We start from the raw sequence: 17,402 nt of genomic DNA on the forward strand, positions 1-17,402 counted from the left end.
AGCGTGGAGACATGACCGAGGATGCCGCGCAGACCGCCGTGATCGAGGCGCCCGCCGATGCATCCGCCGTCGTGATCGGCTCCCCGGGCACCGGCAAGACCCGCACGCTGATCGCCCGGGTCTCGACGCTCCTCGAGCAGCGGGGATTGCCGCCCGAGTCGGTGCTCGTGCTGACTCCCAGCCGGCAGGCCGCGACCCAGCTGCGCGACGCTGTAGGCGTGCGCACGCGGCAGGCGACCCCGGGCCCGCTGGCCCGGTCCCTGGCCTCGTTCGCCTTCCAGGTCGTGCGCGGGGCGACGGTGCACGCCGGGTACGAGCCGCCGGCGCTGCTGACCGGAGCCGACCAGGACCGCATCATCGCCGACCTCCTCGAAGGGGATGCCGCCGACGAGCGGGACGGGGCCGCATCGCGCTGGCCGGACCAACTGAGTCCTGCGATGCGCGCGTCGAAGGGGTTCCGTTCGGAGCTGCGCGCGTTCCTCGCCGAGTGCACGGAACTCGGCGTCGGGCCCGACGAACTGCGCGCGTCCGACGACGAGGTCTGGCGCGCGGTCGGCGACTTCCTGTCCGAGTACCGCCGCGTGCTCGCGGGCATGCGTTCCGCGCACCGCGACATCCCCGACCTCGTGAGCGAGGCGGCCGCTCTGCTGCGCGAGGCCGATGCCGCCGTGCTCGGCCCTCTCGCCGCATTGCGCGTCGTGCTGATCGACGATGCGCAGGAGCTCACGCGCGGCGGCGTCGAACTCGTGCGGGCGATGCGCGCGCGAGGGGTCGCCGTCTTCGCCTTCGGCGACCCCGACATCTCGTCCGGAGCGTTCCGGGGAGCGACGCCCCAGCTGTTCCACGATCTCGCCTCGGTCCTCGAGGAGGTGCACGTGCTGGACGCCCCGCACCGGCAGACGCCCGCCCTGACGATGCTCACGCGCACGGTCACACAGGCGATCGGCGTCGCCGGACGCGTCGACCACCGCCGTGCGCCGGTGCCCGTGGACGACGACGGGGCCGTCTCGACGTTCATGGCGTCGTCGCCCTATGAGGAGTTCGACCGGATCGCGGGCGTCCTGCGGGACTGGCATCTGAGCCACGGCATCGCCTGGAGCGACATGGCCGTGATCGCGCACGACACCCGTCAGGTCGCGGCGCTGGAGACCGAGCTCGCGGCGCGTGAGGTGCCCACGCGCGCCGCCGGGGTGCAGCGCCCGCTCGGCAGCGAGGGCGTCGTGCGCGACATCGTCGGGATCGTGCGTCTCGCGCTCACCCCGCCGGCGGAGCGCGAGATCGATGCCCTGACCGAGGCGCTGCGCACGCCGTTCGGTGGCATGGACGCCGTGGGGCTGCGCCGGTTGCGCGCGCGGCTGCGCCATCTCGAGCTCGCCGACGCGGGCTCGACGCCGGCCGCAGAGCTACTGCGCCAGGCGATGATGCACCCGGCGCAGCTCGACCGCATCGATGCGCCGGAGGCCAGGGCCGCCGATCGGTTCGCGGCGACGCTCGCGGAGGTCGCGGCCGCCGCCGACGCGGGAGAGACCATCCACGAACTGCTTTGGCGGGTCTGGGACCGCGCCCGCGGGCTGGACGGCGCGCGGCTCGAGCGATCCTGGCGCATCGCGGCCGAGCAGCCCGGCGGCGGCGAGACCGCACGGGCGCTGGACAGTCTGGTGGCGCTGTTCGACGCCGCGAAGCGCTTCGTGGAGCGCTCGCCGGAGGAGAAGCCGGCCGTGTTCATCCACGACATCCTCGACAGCGAGGTCCCCGAGGACACCCTTTCCACGCCGGACCGGCCCGGCCTCGTGACGCTCCTGACGCCGGCGACCGCTCTGGGCGGCGAGTTCGAGGCCGTCATCGTCGCCGGTGTGCAGGACGGCGTGTGGCCGAACGTCCGCCTGCGCGGAGGGATGCTGGGGACCTGGCGTCTCGCGGACGCCGTCACGGCGGCCCGCGCCGGCACGACTGTGCCCGCGCCCGGAGTGCTGGATCGCCGCCGCACCGCGCTGCACGACGAGCTGCGGCTCTTCGTGCGCGCCCTCTCTCGAGCGCGATCCCGACTGCTCGTCACGGCGGTGGACGACGACGACGCGACCCCGAGCGGGTTCTTCGCGTTCCTCCCTCAGCCTGACGCTCCGCATCTGCACCCCTCGGCTGAGCATCCGCTGACGCTCCGCGGTCTCGTGGCGCGTCATCGGCGCGTGCTGACGACGTCGACGTCGGCGCTCGCCCGCGAGGAGGCCGCAGGACAGCTCGCGATCCTCGCGGACGAGGGCGTCCCCGGTGCGCATCCCGACGAGTGGTACGGCGTGACCGCGCCGTCCACGCTTGCCCCGCTGCACGATCTGTCCGTCGACGCGGCGCGGGTCTCGCCCTCGCGGATGGAGTCGTTCGAGGAGTGCGAACTGAACTGGGTCGTGTCGGCACTGGGTGGTGACACGATCCTCCCGCCGTCCGCGGGAATCGGCACGATCGTGCACGAGGCGATGGAGAAGGTGCCGGACGGCGATCTCGAGAGCATGCGTGCGATCCTCGCCGAGCACTGGCCCGAGCTGGACTTCGAGACGGCATGGATCGGCCGGAAGGAGCGCCGGAGGGCGGATCAGTACATCGACCGTCTGCACTCCTACCTGTCCGACGTCACCGTGGACGGCGGGCGCGTGCTCGCCGGTGAGGTCGAGTTCCGCTTCGCCGTCGACCTCGAAGAGGACACCGAGGCCGCGTCGGAGACCGGGACGGCGCCGGCCGTGCACGGACTCTCGGCGGACTCCGGCCCTCACCCGCATCGTGCGGTGGTGCACGGGTTCATCGACCGGGTGGAGGCGTATCCGCCGGGCGGCGGGGAGCACGCCAAGGCCCGCGGCCAGAGATGGGACCGGATGGCCCCGGGGACAACGGAAGGACGGGTCGTGGTCGTCGATCTCAAGACGGGCAAGTACGAGCCCGAGAACGAGCAGAAGGTCGTCGATCACGCGCAGCTCGCCGCCTACCAGATCGCCGTGCAGCAGGGCCTCATCGACGGCGCCGATCCCGCGGCGCTCACGGGAGCGCGTCTGGTGCTCGTGGCCAAGACACTGTCCGGCAGCGACTACCGCGTCGCCCATCAGCACACGCTCGACGGCGAGGCGCGCGCCCGGTTCCTGAACCGCATCGCGGACGCCGCGCGCGGCATGTCGGCGAGCAGCTTCACGGCGCAGACCGAGGCGCACTGCGCGGACACGCAATGGCGGGTGCAGCCCTGCCGCATCCACACCGTCCCGGCGGTGAGCGCATGAGCACGATCTCCACCGAGGAACCCGTGCTGGACGCCTCCGCCGACTGGCCCGATCCTGGAAACGGGATCTCGGCGACCGACATCGCCGCCGCTCTCGGGCTGCCGGCGCCGACGACCGCCCAGCAGCGCGTGATCGAGGCGCCGCCGGCCCCGGCCCTCGTGGTCGCGGGCGCGGGCAGCGGGAAGACCGAGACCATGTCGGGGCGCGTGGTCTGGCTCGTGGCGAACGGGCATGTGCGCCGCGACGAGATCCTGGGTCTCACTTTCACGCGCAAGGCGGCCGGCGAACTCTCCGAACGCATCGGGGCGCGTCTGGCCCTGATCGACGAGTACGGCCGACGAGGCCTCCTGCCGCATCTTCCCGAGATCGTCGCCTCGGGGGCGCTCAGTCGGGTGGATGCCGCGGCCACCGGACCCCAGCGCGATCTCGTCCGTCGGCAGGTGCTCGACGAACTCGGCGAGCGCTTCGGGGTCGCCGGGGCGCCGCCCGCGGCGCGCAGCGCGGAGGACCTCCTGATCCGCCCCCGCGTGTCGACGTACAACGCGTTCGCCGATGCCATCGTGCGCGAGCACGCGGCGCGCATCGGTCGGGACCCCGACGTGGCGATGCTCAGCCAGGCGGCCTCCTGGATGCTGGCCCGCGAGGTCGTGCTGCGGGCGGATCTCCCCGAGCTCGAGGAGATCGACCGGGCGGTCGGGACGGTCGTGGACGCCGTGCAGCGTCTCGCCGGGGACGCGCTCGACCATCGCGCCGATCTCGACCGCGCCGACCGGATCGCCGTCCGGCAGGCTGAGCAGTTCGCTCCGTACACGAGCGGGGGCACGGGGGACATCGACAAGGCGACGGCGAATCTGCTGGCCCTTCCCACCCTCACGGCGCTCGTGCGCGAATACATCGCCGAGAAGCAGCGCCGCGGCGTGCTGGACTTCGCGGATCAGGTGGCCGGCGCGTTCGACATCGTCGAATCCTCTCCCGACGTGCGCGCCGAGCTGCGTGAACAGCACCGCGTGGTCCTGCTGGACGAGTACCAGGACACCTCGGTGATCCAGACCCGGTTCCTGGCAGCCGTGTTCCGCGACTCGGCGGTCATGGCGGTGGGGGATCCGCACCAGTCGATCTACGGCTGGCGCGGCGCGAGCGCCGACAATCTGTACGCCTTCTCGCGCACCTTCGCCGAATCCGTTCCCGCCGTCACCTACAGCCTCATGACGAGCTGGCGCAACGATTCCCGCATTCTCGACGTCGCGAACCGCGTGCTCGAACCGCTGCAGCGGCCCGGCCTCGACGTGCCTCCTCTCGAGCCGCGACCCGGCGCCGGATCCGGAGAGGTGCAGGTGCGCTTTCCGCTCACCGTCGACGACGAGGCGGTGGCGGTGGCCGACTGGTTCGCCGACCGACGCGAGGCGCACGGGGGTCCGAAGCCGCACACCGGAGCCGTGCTGTTCCGCTCCAAGCGGCACATGCAGACCTTCGCGGCCGCGCTCGCCGCGCGGGGCATCCCTCATCGCATCCTGGGGCTCGGCGGTCTGCTGGCCACACCCGAGGTGGTCGACGTCGTCTCCGTGCTGCGGGTGATCCACGACCCCAACGCCGGCTCGTCGCTCATCCGGCTCCTCGTCGGACCGCGGTTCGCCGTCGGCGTCGCGGACATGGCCGCGCTGTACGACCTGGCAGCGGAACTCTCGCGCCGGGACAGCGGCCTGCTCCCGCTCCCGGACGACCTGCGTCAGCGCATCCGCTCCTCGCGCGGCGCCGACGAGGCGGTGTCGATCATCGACGCGGTCGATGTCGTGCGGAGTCTGCGCGACGACTACCGGCTCCTGGAGAGCATCACGCCCGAGGGGCGGGCGCGGCTGCGCGCGGCGGGGGAGATGCTGGAGCGGTTGCGTCGCGCCGCGGCGCAGCCGATCCCCGAGCTCATCCGCCTCATCGAGACGGAGCTGCGGCTCGACATCGAACTCGCCGCGAACGAGACCCGGGGCCCTGCGCGCGTCGCATCGACCCAGTTGCGTGCGTTCGCCGACGAGGTGCGCGCGTTCCTGGCGGCGGATGACCGCGGCACGATCGGGAGCCTCATCGCCTGGCTCGACAAGGCCGAGAGCACCGACGAGCTCATGCCGCGCCCCGAGCCGCCCGAACCCGGCGTCGTCCAGTTGCTCACCATCCACGGATCGAAGGGGCTGGAGTGGGACGCGGTGGCGGTGGTCCGGATGGTCGACGACGAGCTGCCGTCGCGACCGACGGACACCTCGGGGTGGTTCGGGTTCGGAGTGCTGCCCTTCGTCCTGCGGGGCGACGCCGACGCTCTGCCTCGCTTCACCTGGATCCCTCCGGCTGAAGAGGAACTGGATCCCGTGAAGCGCAAGAAGGCCGGGGTCGCCTCGCTGACGAGCTCGAGCAAGACGAACCCGGGCGCGCTCACCGTGTTCAAGGATCGGTACCGCGAGTATCAGAAGCAGGAGGAGCGCCGGCTGGCCTACGTCGCCGTGACCCGCGCCCGCACGGATCTGCTGCTGACGGGGGCGCACTGGGCCGGGCAGAAGAGTCCGCGCAAGCCGTCGCCCTATCTGCTCGAGGCGCTGGACGTGCTCGGTTCCCCGATCCCGGGGGAGCCGGGCGAGGAGAATCCGTACGACGGCCCAGGGAAGACCACCCGGTGGCCGCTGGATCCGCTCGGCGCGCGACGCACCGCGGTCACGGCGGCGGCGGACGCCGTGCGCGGAGCACGGGAACGCCGGTCCCTGCTCGAACCGACCCCGGAGCTCGCGCGCCTGCTGGCGGAACGCGCCGCGCGGCAGGTCGGCGCGGTCGCTGATGCGCCCACGCGTGTGCCCGCGTCGCGGTTCAAGGACTACGTGACCGACTACACCGGCACGGTGCGCTCGCTCGCGCGACCCATGCCGGAGCGTCCCTACAGGCAGACGCGTCTGGGCACGCTGTTCCACGCCTGGGTCGAGCACCGATCTGGGCTCGTCGGCGCGGGGACTGCTCCGGATGCCGCGCTCTGGGAACGGGATGAGGAGGCTCCCGAGGCACACGAGGTCTCCGCGGCCGATCAGGCCGACATGTCGCGGCTCCAAGAGATCTTCGAGCGGAGCGAATGGGCGCCGCTGCAGCCCATCGCCGTCGAGATCGAGATCGACTTCGCCCTCGGCGCGCCCGCGGCGGGAACTTCCGCCGGGAGCGAGCACATCGTCATCTGCAAGCTCGACGCCGTCTACCGACGCGCCGATCGCGGCGGGCGCATCGAGATCGTCGACTGGAAGACCGGCAAGGCGCCCCGCACCGCGGCGGAGAAGGAGGAGCGGATGCTGCAGCTCGCGCTGTACCGGCTCGCCTACCATCGACGGTTCGGCGTGCCGCTGGACGAGATCGACGTCGCCCTCTACTACGTGGCGGACGACCTCGTGATCCGCGGCGACCGGATCTATTCGGAGGAGGAGCTGGTCCAGCGCTGGAGCGCGGCGCGAGCCGCGCGCTGAGCCTCGTCCACGCCGTCGCCCTCCGGGCGCTCGCGCTCGCGGGTCTCGGGCGACCCCGAATCCGCGTCATCGCGCGGCCGCAGGTCGGAGTCGGAGATGTCGGTGAGATCGGCCGTGGCATCGGCGTCGCCGACCGGCTCGGACTCCGCGTTCTCCAGCCAGAGATCCTCCGGGTTGTAGGCATCCGTCTGCATCGACGTGTCGACGCCGGAAGCCGCCTGCTCCGGGACGCGATCGAGGGCGTCCAGGGCGGAGTCCACCCCGTCTCCGCCACGTTCGGCGATCACGGCCAGGTCGTCGCCGCGCAGGCCCTCGGCGAGGGAGTCGAGCAGCGTGGCGGCGTCGTCGACGATGTCGGGGCGGCGCAGGGCGTCTCCGTGCACGAGCCACCGCGCGAACTCGAGTTCGGCGAGCAGCCGTGCCCGGACGCCGATCGCGGCGTCCGGGGCGCGACCGGACGCCGAGGTGTACGCGGCCTGCACATCGGCCGCGGCATCCGGGGCCGCCGACAGCCAGGCCAGATCGACCGCGGGATCCCCCAGGGACAGGGCGTGCCAGCCGACCACGCCCGTCACCCGGGGGCCCTCCTCCGGGTCGTCGGCGAACAGGAAGGACGTGGACTGGGCGCCGCCCAGAGTGACCGCCGATTCGAATCGCCACAGCTCGTCGTCATCGGCCGCTTCGCGCCACCGGACGGTCAGCCGGGCGGGCACCCGCCCGGTGGAGGCCGCGCGATCGACGAGTCCGCGGATCTCGGTGCGCACATCCTCGGCGGTGCGCGCGGGAAGCCCCGCTCCGCGGACGACGGATGCCGGGAGCGCATGGACGGCCGCGATCGCCTGTCCCATCGAGACCGCAGCTCCCCGTCCGGCGGGGACGTCGGCCGCCTCGACGAGGAAGCCGTCCAGGAGTTCGGTCACCAGGGCGCGGGAGTCCCCGAGACGGGTCTCGCCGATGTACTCCGGGACTCGGAACGGCAGCATGGCACGGGCGCCGGCGGTCAGTGCGCGCAGCGCCAGGGCCTCGGCGGCCAGTTCGCGGGCGGTCTCATCGTCGTCGGCGACCCGGATCGCCAGTTCGCGCCCGTCGGCCAGGGTCGCGACCGCGGAATCGAAGCGTCCGTCGCCGGCGGCCGTGAGCGGGCGCGCACCGGTCACCTCCGCTCCGGGCAGTGCCGCTGTCACCGCCGCCGCTAGAGTGAATGCAGAGCGTGCCATGCCCCCAGGGTAGGTCGGCCGCCGGTCCCATCCGTCCACGCCACGCCCGGAGAGGGGGAGTCGATGACCCTCGGACGCGCCCTGTTCGACCGCGCCGCCCACCTGCGCGACGTGCCGGGGATCCTCGACGCGCTGCGGGCGTCCGAGGAGGTCGAGGTCGTCGTCGTCCGGGACGGTCGGGCCCGCGTCGCCGACGGCGCTCTCGTCACGACCACGCCGGCCGAGGTCGGCGAAGCGCAGTGGGCGCTGCTCGGCCGCCGCCCCGCGGGCACGCCGCTGCTCGTGGCCGCGGTCGACACGCCCGCCGAGTCGATCGACGCCGCCCCGGCCGAGACCTGGCTGGGTCTGCGGGACACGGGCGGGATGCTGGACGAGCTCGACACCGAGATGCTCGTCGAGGCCGTCACGCTCGCCGGATGGCTGCGCGACGCGCGGTACTGCCCGACGTGCGGAGTCGCGATGGAGGTGCGTCAGAGCGGCTGGTCGCGCCTGTGCACGGAGTGCGACCGCGAGCATTTCCCCCGGACAGACCCCGCCGTGATCGTCGCGGTGGAGAGCGAGGACGGCCAGGCGCTCCTGCTCGGCGCGAACGCGCAGTGGAACGGTCGGATGTACTCCTGCTTCGCCGGATTCGTCGAAGCCGGGGAGTCGCTGGAGACCACGGTCCACCGGGAGATCGAGGAGGAGGCCGGGGTGCGGCTCAGCGCGCTCCGGTACATCTCCTCGCAGGCGTGGCCCTATCCGCGATCGCTGATGATCGGATTCCGGGCGACCGCGAGCGCCGAGCGCGCCGCCCGCCCCGACGGCGAGGAGATCATCGACGTGCGGTGGTTCACGCGCGCCGAGATCGGCTCGGCGCTGGCCGGAGACGGCCCGGTGGGCCTGCCAGGGCCGGCCTCGATCGCGCGCGCTCTCATCACCGACTGGTACGAGGATCGCGAGCGGCCTGACCGGGCCGAGCAGGCAGGCCAGGGCGCGCAGGCCGCGCAGATCGACGTGGCCGTGCCGAGCGAGCGGAGCGAGTCGGAGTGCGCCGTGCCGAGCGAGCGGAGCGAGTCGGAGTGCGCCGTGCTGAGCGAGCGGAGCGAGTCGAAGTGAGCGCGCTCGACGCGCTCGACGAACGGCAGCGCGAGGCGGCATCCGTGCTGCGCGGACCCGTCGCCGTGCTCGCGGGCGCCGGTACCGGCAAGACTCGCGTGATCACGCACCGCATCGCGCACGGCGTCGACACCGGTGCCTACTCGCCGTCCCGCGTCATGGCGGTGACCTTCACCGCGAAGGCAGCGGGTGAGCTGCGCGGGCGCCTGCGGGCTCTCGGGGCCGTCGGCGTCTCGGCACGGACGTTCCATGCGGCAGCTCTCGCGCAGCTGAACTTCTTCTGGCCGACCCTCACGGGTTCTCCCGCGCCGAGCATCGTGGACAACAAGGTGCGCGTCCTCGGTCAGGCGGCTGATGCCTTGCGTCTGCGTCTGGACCGCGCCACGCTGCGCGACGTCGCGGGCGAGATCGAATGGCGCAAGGTCTCGATGATCGGCATCGATCAGCATGCGACCCTCGGTCGCACGGTCGGCGGAGTCACGGTCGAGCAGCTCGCCGACCTGCAGCGCGGTTATGAAGTGCTCAAGGACGAGCGTCATCAGCTCGACTTCGAGGACGTGCTCCTCGCCTGCGCCGGGATGCTCGAGGCGGAGAGCCGGGTCGCGGCCTCGGTGCACGAGCAGTACCGTCACTTCACGGTCGACGAGTACCAGGACGTCTCGCCGCTGCAGAACCGGCTGCTGGAGCTGTGGCTGGGCGACCGGCGCGATCTCTGCGTGGTGGGCGACGCCAGCCAGACCATCTACTCGTTCGCCGGCGCCGACCAGCACTACCTGCTGGACTTCGAGCGGCGCTACCCGGATGCGACCATCGTGCGGCTCGAGACGAACTACCGCTCCCAGGCGCCGATCCTCGCGGCGGCGAACGCGCTCATGCGCGGGCGGCCGGGAGCCCTCGAGCTCATCCCGGCGCGTGAGGCGCTCACCGCCGAGTCGCCGTCCGTGACGGCTTACGATTCCGAGACCGAGGAGGCCGAGGGGATCGCGCGGCAGATCGCCGCACGCATTGAAGACGGGGTCCCGGCATCCGACATCGCCGTGCTGTACCGCGCCCACGCGCAGTCGGCGGCGATCCAGCAGGCGCTCGCGGGCCAGGGCATCGCGACCACCGTGCTCGGAGGCACGCGGTTCTTCGACATGCCCGAGGTGCGCCAGGCGGTGCTGGCCCTGCGGGGAGCCGCCGTCGCGCCGACCGAACGCGACTTCCTCTCGAACGTGCGCAAGGTGCTGCGCGAGCTCGGTCTGTCGGAGGAACCGCCGGCCGCGGGCGGCGCGCAGCGCGACGGCTGGGAGGCCAGGCTCGCACTTCTGCGTCTCGCCGAGGAGGCGGCGCCGGGTACCACGCTGCGCTCCTTCGCCGACGCGTTGATGGCCAGGGCGAAGGACCAGCACGAACCCACCCTGCGCACCGTCACCCTCTCGACGCTGCACGCCGCCAAGGGCCTGGAATGGCCGCACGTGCACGTCGCAGGCTGGGCCGAGGGAGCGCTGCCGATCTCGTACGCGACCGACTTCGAGGCGATCGACGAGGAGCGGCGTCTCGCCTACGTCGGAATCACGCGGGCGGGGCGCAGCCTCACGCTGTCCTGGTCTCGGGCAGCCGGACGCGGGCAGCGGTCGGCGTCCCGGTTCCTCGCTGAGATCGGAACGACGGCTCGCGGCACCGGCATTCTGCGTGAAACCGCACCGAGCGCCACTGCCGGCTCCCGTCGGCGCTGAGCCGCACCATCGCCGATTCTGTTCCGGAGTCCTCCGTGGCCGGCATGCGCAGCAGACGCGCGACGAGGCCGGCCGCCTCTGCGACCAGCGCGCGGGGGATCGGGGAGTCGTCGCGTCCCACCAGCTGGCAGTGCAGCAGCGGCCACGCGGGATCGCGGTCGCGATCGTGGCCGTCGCGGCACGCCAGGCACGGTGTCCGCCCGGGGACCACGAGAGGGCCTGCGCTGACCCCGGCGGCGTCGAACGACACCGGCAGATGGGCGATGTCCTCGCGCAGGTAGGGGTTGAGCTGCGCGGCAGCGGCGGCGCCATGGACGAGCACGACGCCGACAGCGGCAGGATCCCGGCGGCTCGCCTCCGCGACGCCGAAGTCCGCGAGGGCCTCCAGCATCCGCACGCCCACGCGCGAGTCCGAGATGTTGACGCTCTCCGTCCACACGGTCGGCGGCGGGGGATCCTCGGTCCGCAGCACCGGACGGAGCGCGTCCAGCAGCGCTCGCGCGTCGAGCCGCGGAGCGCCGAGCGCGTGCGCGACCACGTCGAACGAGTTCAGAGGGATGCCCGTGCACAGGCGGGAGACGAGCCGCTCCACCCAGGGTTCGTCGGCGCGGACGCGGACGTCCCCGGGTACGCCGAACTGCAGCGTCTCCCCATCGCGCCACAGCGGGGCGAACTCGGGAGCGATCCTCGTGAGGACGGCGGACGAACGCGGCATGCACCGATTCTCATCGCCGGGGCGACGCCCGTGGGCTCTGAGGACGGATCCGTGGAGAACTCCGCAGCCGTCAGCCCCTGTGCAGAGCGGGTGCTCAGACCGGCGTCTCTCCGTGTCCCGTGCCCTCGCCGTCGTCCTTCGACGGCCGCTCCGTGGACGGTCGATCCTCCGCCCCGCCGCCGGTCGCTGCATCGGTCCCGATCTCGCCCTCGGTCGAGCTGAAGTCGTCGCCGTCCAGCAGTCGCGCCAGCGCCTCATCGAATTCGTCGGCGGGCGGCTCCTCTCCGCGTGCCGACGCCTGCAACCGGGCGATCAGCGCAGACGGGTCGTCGATGTCCGCGGCATCCGGCATGAGGTCGGGGTAGTCCCACAGTGCGTCGCGGGCGGCGACGCCGACGGCGTCGGTGACGGCGCGCCACATCGCTGCCGCCTCGCGCAGACGGCGGGGGCGCAGCTTCAGGCCGACCAGGGCACCCAGGGCGTCTTCGGCGGGTCCGCCGACCGCGCGACGGCGTCGGGCGGCCTCGGCGATGCGCAGGCCGTCGGGAAGGCGCGACGTGGCCTCGGCGGTCACGACGTCCACCCAGCCGTCGATCATCGCGATGATGTTCTCCAGCCGCGCGAGCGACTCGCGCTGCGCCTCCGTCTGAGCGGGCAGCAGTGCGCCGCCCTCGATCGCGGCGCGCAGCTCCTCCGGGTCGGACGGGTCGAGCCGGCTCGCGACGTCCTCGAGGGCGTCGACGTCGACCGTGACACCGCGGGCGAAGTCGGTGATTTGGCTCATCACGTGCAGGTGCAGCCACTTCGCGTGCCGGTAGAGACGCGCGTATGCGAGCTCGCGCGTCGCCAGGTACAGCGCGATCTGGTCCTCAGGGATCTCCAGGCCCTCGCCGAACGCCGTGAGGTTCTGCGGGATGATCGCGGCGGTGCCCGCGGGGAGCACGGGGATGCCGACGTCGCCGCCCGAGACGACCTCGAGCGAGAGGTTGCCGAGCACCTGTCCGAACTGGGCCGCGAACACCGAGCTGCCGAGCCCCCGCATCAGACGCCCGGCGCCCTGGACGACCTGGCGCATCTCCTCGGGCACCTGCGTGTCCAGCGCGCTGGTCAGAGCATCCGCGATGCTCGTCGAGACGGGGTCGGCGATCTCCTTCCAGACGGGAAGGGTCTCCTCGACCCACTCGCCCCGGGTGAGCACGCGGGGCGCGTCCGCGAGCTCCGAGATCGTCGTCGCCTCGCCCAGCCACAGGTTCGCCAGGCCGAAGGCGTCCGCGAGCGAGGTGCGCGAGCCGTCCGTGATGCCGAGGCCGTCCCGGTTGGCGATGTGCAGCGCCCGGCGCAGAGCGTTCTCCCATGGATCGCCGCCGAAGGCGCCCTGGAGTTGGGACATCAGCTGCGACATCATCGCCGGGTCGAGGGCGATGCCGTCGGCACCGCCGAGCGCGTTCCGCAGCGCGTCGAGGTCGAAGTCGGCCCCGCCGTTCGACATCATCCGGCGGATGAACTCCTGGAAGTCCTCCGGGTTCGGGTCGTTGTCTGCCATGTCGATCGCCCTCTCAGCGCGCCTGAAGCCTGTGGCCTCTACGCTAGTTGCAGCATCCTGCGCAGGACCCGACTGTTCGCAGATCGCTGTACGCCACTCGCGAACGACGGAGGTACCCCTGTGAGTCAGACCCGGCCCCGACGACTCGGGCTGGGCGTCTGGGCGCTGATCGTCGCCCTCATCGCCCTCGTCGTGCTCACCTTCCTCCCCACCCCCTACGTGATCCAGCGACCGGGGCCGGTGTACGACACCCTCGGCACCGCGGAGGACGCCGACGGCGAGGAGGTGCCGCTGATCGAGATCTCGGGCGCCGAGACGTTCGAGACCGCCGGGACGCTCGATCTGACCACGGTGCAGGTCGTCGGCAACCGGCAGCGCACCCCGAGCTGGTTCGAGCTCGCGCTGGCCTGGATGGACTCGTCGCGCGCCGTGGTGCCGATCGAGAGCGTGTTCCCCGAGGGGGTGACGACCGAGCAGCGCGACGAGCGCAACGCCGTGCTGATGGTCGACTCGCAGCACGAGGCGACCGCCGCGGCCCTGGGGGAGCTCGGTTACGACACCGGCGCGCAGGTCGAGGTCGTCGAGGTCCTCGACGACGGCGCCGCCGCCGGGGTCCTGCAGCCCGGGGACGTCATCCTCGCGATCGACGGCACGGCGGTGGAGTCCGGCGCGCAGCTGCGCGAGGCGATCCAGGATGCCGGCGGCGACCCGATCTCGCTGACAGTGCAGCGCTGGGGGGAGCAGACCGAGGTCGAGCTGACCCCGCAGAAGACCACGACCGACGGCGTGGAGACCTGGTTGATCGGGATCACCCTGACGACCGAGTACGACTTCCCGATCGACGTCACCATCCAGCTGGACGATGTCGGCGGACCGAGCGCCGGGATGATGTTCGCGCTCGGCATCGTCGACATGCTCACTCCCGGCGAGCTCAACGGCGGGGAGAACATCGCCGGCACCGGCACGATCGAGGCCGACGGCACCGTCGGACCCATCGGCGGCATCCGGCAGAAGCTGTACGGCGCGCGGGATGCCGGAGCGGACTTCTTCCTCGCCCCGGCGTCGAACTGCGACGAGGTCTCCGGACATGTCCCCGACGGACTGCAGGTGTTCTCCACGTCCACGCTGGACGAGTCCATCGGCATCCTCGACACCATCGCCGAAGGCGGCGACCTGAGCGACCTGCCGACCTGCGACGCGCCGGTCTCGGCCGCCCCGTGAACCGCGTTCCGCGCTGAGCGGACACCTGAGCCGCATCCCAGGCATCATGCCTAGGATGGAATGGTGACCACGACCTCAGCGCCGACACCGGCCACGCCCCGCACCTCCCGACGAATCGTCGCCATCACGCTGGCGATCATCGCCGCGCTCGTCGCAGCGTTCTTCGTCTTCGCCTCGCTCTACACGGAGTTCCTCTGGTTCGACCAGCTGGACTTCGCGAACGTGCTGACGACGCAGTGGCTGGCGGCGGCGACCATGTTCGTCGTCGGGTTCCTCGGGATGGCGGTCCCGCTGTTCGTCGTCATCCAGCTCGCCTACCGGCTGCGCCCGGTGTACGTGCGGCTGAGCTCGCAGCTGGATCGCTACCAGGAGGTCATCGAGCCGCTGCGGCGCCTGGCCATGTGGGGCATGCCCATCTTCTTCGGCCTGTTCGCCGGCTTCGCCGCGGCCGGCAACTGGCAGACGGTCCTGCTGTGGATGAACGGCTCGGCGACCGACACGGTCGAGAAGGCGTTCGGCATGGACACCGGGTTCTACCTGTTCGCGATGCCGTTCTACTCGATCCTGCTCGCCTTCGTCTCGGCCGTGCTCCTGCTGTGCCTGCTCGTCACGGCGCTGGTGTCGTACCTGTACGGATCGGTGCAGATCGGGCAGCGCGAGCTGCGCATCTCGAAGCCGGCGCGCATCCAGCTCGCCGTGCTCGCGGGTCTCTACCTGCTCGTGCAGGCCGCCAGCCTGTGGCTGGACCGCTACAAGACGCTGGTCTCCGAGGAGGACCGCATCACCGGTGCCGCTTACACCAGCGTGAACGCGACCATCCCCGGCCTCGCGATCCTGTCGATCCTCGCGATCATCGTCGCGCTGCTGTTCTTCGTCACTGCGGTCATCGGCCGCTGGCGCTTCCCGCTCGCGGCGACCGCGCTGCTCATCGTGGCGTCCCTGGTCGTGGGCGTCGGCTACCCGTGGGTCGTCGACACCTTCCAGGTGCGGCCGAACCAGAACAGCCTGCAGGCGGAGTACTACCAGCGCAACATCGACGGCACCAAGGCCGCCTACGACATCGCCGACCTCGAGACCACCTCCTTCGAGGCGGTCACCGACGTCGAAGCCGGTCAGTTGCGCGAGGACGCCGAGACCACGGCATCCATCCGCATCGTCGACCCCGGCATCATCAGCCCGACCGTGCAGCAGCTGCAGCAGTACCGCGGCTACTACCAGTTCACCGACACGCTCGACGTCGACCGCTATGAGATCGACGGCGTCTCGCAGGACACTGTCGCGGCGGTCCGCGAGCTGAACATGAACCAGCTCGGCGACGGCAACAACTGGAACAACCGCACCGCCGTCTACACGCACGGCTACGGCCTCGTCGCGGCCGCGGGCAACCAGCGCACCGCGGACGGCGAGCCGGTGTTCCTCGAGAGCGGCATCCCGTCCTCGGGCTTCCTCACAGACCGCGAGAACTTCGAACCGCGCGTCTACTTCGGCGAGTACTCCCCGGAGTACTCGATCGTCGGAGCGCCCGAGGGAACCGACCCGGTCGAGATCGACTACCCGCGCGGTGAGGACGGCGCCAACGAGACCAAGACGACCTTCTCGGGCGACGGCGGACCGCGTGTGGGCAACACGTTCAACAAGCTGCTCTACGCGCTGAAGTTCCAGGAGGCGGAGATTCTCTTCTCCGACCTGGTCAACGGTGAGTCGCAGATCCTGTACGACCGCGACCCCGCGACGCGCGTCCAGAAGGTGGCGCCCTACCTGACCGTCGACAGCGACCCCTACCCCAGCGTGGTGGACGGCCGCATCGTCTGGATTGTGGACGGCTACACCACGAGCGCGACCTACCCCTACTCCACGGGCGTCAGCCTGGGGGAGGCGATCGCGGACTCGAACAACCCGGCTCCCAGCCTGACGTTCGACGACATCAACTACATCCGAAACTCGGTCAAGGCGACCGTCGACGCGTACGACGGATCGGTGACGCTGTACGCCTGGGACGACGAGGACCCGATCCTCAAGGCCTGGCAGAAGATCTATCCGGCCACGGTCGAGCCGATCAGCGAGATGTCCGGCGAGCTCATGAGCCACGTGCGCTACCCGACCGACCTGTTCAAGGTGCAGCGCAACATCCTCGGCGTCTACCACGTCGACGACGCGAACTCGTTCGCCCAGCAGGACAACCGCTGGCAGACCCCGAACGACCCGCGCAACGCTGAGCAGCTGCAGCCTCCGTACTACCTGACGATGAAGATGCCCGGACAGGAGGAGGCCGCGTTCTCGATGTTCTCGACCTTCATCCCGGCGTCACAGGGAGCCGCGGAGCGCAACGTGCTGATGGGCTATCTGGCGGTCGACTCGGACGCCGGAGCCGAGGCAGGAGTCAAGAGCGACAGCTACGGAAAGCTGCGGATGCTGGAGATCGACACCGACACGACGGTGCCGGGACCCGGACAGGTGCAGAACACGTTCAACTCCAACGCGGACATCGTGCGCGAGCTCAACCTGCTGCAGCAGGGTGAGTCCGAGGTGCAGTACGGCAACCTGCTGACCCTGCCGGTCGGTGGCGGCTTCCTGTACGTCCAGCCCGTGTACGTCCAGTCGTCCAGCGGCACGCAGCTGCCGCTGCTGCGCAAGGTGCTGGTGGCCTTCGGCGACGAGGTCGCGTTCGAGGACACGCTCACGGATGCTCTCGACGCCCTGTTCGGCGGTGACGCCGGCGCGGACGGCGGTGACGAGGAGGTCGATCCGGTCGACCCCGAGACCGGTGAGCCGACCGAGCCGACCGATCCGGACACCGGAGAGACTCCGGGTGACGGAACCGACGCGGATGCCTGGGCCACCGCCCTCGCGGACGCGCAGCAGGCCATGATGGATCGCGACGCCGCGCTGAAGGCCGGAGACCTCACGGCGTTCGCCGAGGCCGACGACCGGCTGACCGAGGCCGTGAACCGGCTGCTGGAGCTCGAGGCTCAGGAGACCGGGGGAGAGTGACCCGGACGGTTCAGAGGGCGCCCTTCGGGGCGCCCTCGCCGTCTCCGTTCGTCTTCCTCCGTTCGTCTTCCCCGTTCGTTGAGCGAGGACGCGTTCCATTTCCGATCGGCGGCGGGGCGGTCCTCCTCCCCGTTCGTTCGTTGAGCGAGGGCGCGGT

8 protein-coding genes are annotated in these 17,402 nt (G+C 71.4%); 6 read left to right on the plus strand and 2 right to left on the minus strand.

Going from position 1 to position 17,402, the window contains the following annotated elements; genetic code table 11:
- The first annotated feature begins 11 nt into the window (after window positions 1-11).
- The gene (locus KYX17_RS01680; RefSeq protein WP_243224805.1) at window positions 12-3,260 is read left to right on the plus strand and encodes an ATP-dependent DNA helicase; all 3,249 of its coding nucleotides are present in this window, start codon (window positions 12-14) and stop codon (window positions 3,258-3,260) included.
- Window positions 3,257-6,742, plus strand: a complete 3,486-nt coding sequence (locus KYX17_RS01685; protein WP_243224806.1) for an ATP-dependent DNA helicase — start codon at window positions 3,257-3,259, stop codon at window positions 6,740-6,742. Before KYX17_RS01680 ends, KYX17_RS01685 begins: the two co-directional genes overlap by 4 nt.
- Here KYX17_RS01685 and KYX17_RS01690 read toward each other — a convergent pair.
- A complete protein-coding gene (locus KYX17_RS01690) occupies window positions 6,688-7,959 on the minus strand; it encodes a phosphotransferase (RefSeq protein ID WP_243224807.1) in 1,272 nt (423 codons plus the stop codon). The genes KYX17_RS01685 and KYX17_RS01690 overlap by 55 nt on opposite strands.
- 63 nt (window positions 7,960-8,022) lie before the next feature.
- Here KYX17_RS01690 and nudC point away from each other — a divergent pair, with 63 nt between their 5' ends.
- Window positions 8,023-9,057, plus strand: coding sequence for an NAD(+) diphosphatase (gene nudC, locus KYX17_RS01695; protein ID WP_243224808.1), 1,035 nt, complete (start codon window positions 8,023-8,025; stop codon window positions 9,055-9,057).
- Entirely contained in the window at window positions 9,054-10,775 is a 1,722-nt protein-coding gene (locus KYX17_RS01700) for an ATP-dependent helicase (RefSeq protein WP_243224809.1), read from the plus strand. The genes nudC and KYX17_RS01700 overlap by 4 nt, the downstream gene beginning before the upstream one ends.
- Before the next feature lie 809 nt (window positions 10,776-11,584).
- Here KYX17_RS01700 and KYX17_RS01705 read toward each other — a convergent pair.
- A complete protein-coding gene (locus KYX17_RS01705) occupies window positions 11,585-13,033 on the minus strand; it encodes a zinc-dependent metalloprotease (protein WP_243224810.1) in 1,449 nt (482 codons plus the stop codon).
- 120 nt (window positions 13,034-13,153) lie between these two features.
- On the opposite strand from KYX17_RS01705, the gene KYX17_RS01710 reads away from it, so the two are divergent.
- A complete protein-coding gene (locus tag KYX17_RS01710; RefSeq protein WP_243224811.1) occupies window positions 13,154-14,254 on the plus strand; it encodes a PDZ domain-containing protein in 1,101 nt (366 codons plus the stop codon).
- Between the two features lie 60 nt (window positions 14,255-14,314).
- On the plus strand, window positions 14,315-17,245 hold the full coding sequence (locus KYX17_RS01715) for a UPF0182 family protein (protein ID WP_243224812.1): 2,931 nt from the start codon (window positions 14,315-14,317) through the stop codon (window positions 17,243-17,245).
- Window positions 17,246-17,402 lie beyond the last annotated feature (157 nt).

This window comes from Microbacterium sp. CIAB417 (genome assembly GCF_022788845.1).

What these genes read in the sequence shown, in the direction of transcription:
- KYX17_RS01690 (WP_243224807.1), bottom strand. Translation starts at nt 7,959, where the DNA reads ATGGCACGCTCTGCATTCACTCTAGCGGCGGCGGTGACAGCGGCACTG.
- KYX17_RS01680 (WP_243224805.1), top strand. Translation starts at nt 12, where the DNA reads ATGACCGAGGATGCCGCGCAGACCGCCGTGATCGAGGCGCCCGCCGAT.
- KYX17_RS01715 (WP_243224812.1), top strand. Translation starts at nt 14,315, where the DNA reads ATGGTGACCACGACCTCAGCGCCGACACCGGCCACGCCCCGCACCTCC.
- nudC (WP_243224808.1), top strand. Translation starts at nt 8,023, where the DNA reads ATGACCCTCGGACGCGCCCTGTTCGACCGCGCCGCCCACCTGCGCGAC.
- KYX17_RS01685 (WP_243224806.1), top strand. Translation starts at nt 3,257, where the DNA reads ATGAGCACGATCTCCACCGAGGAACCCGTGCTGGACGCCTCCGCCGAC.
- KYX17_RS01705 (WP_243224810.1), bottom strand. Translation starts at nt 13,033, where the DNA reads ATGGCAGACAACGACCCGAACCCGGAGGACTTCCAGGAGTTCATCCGC.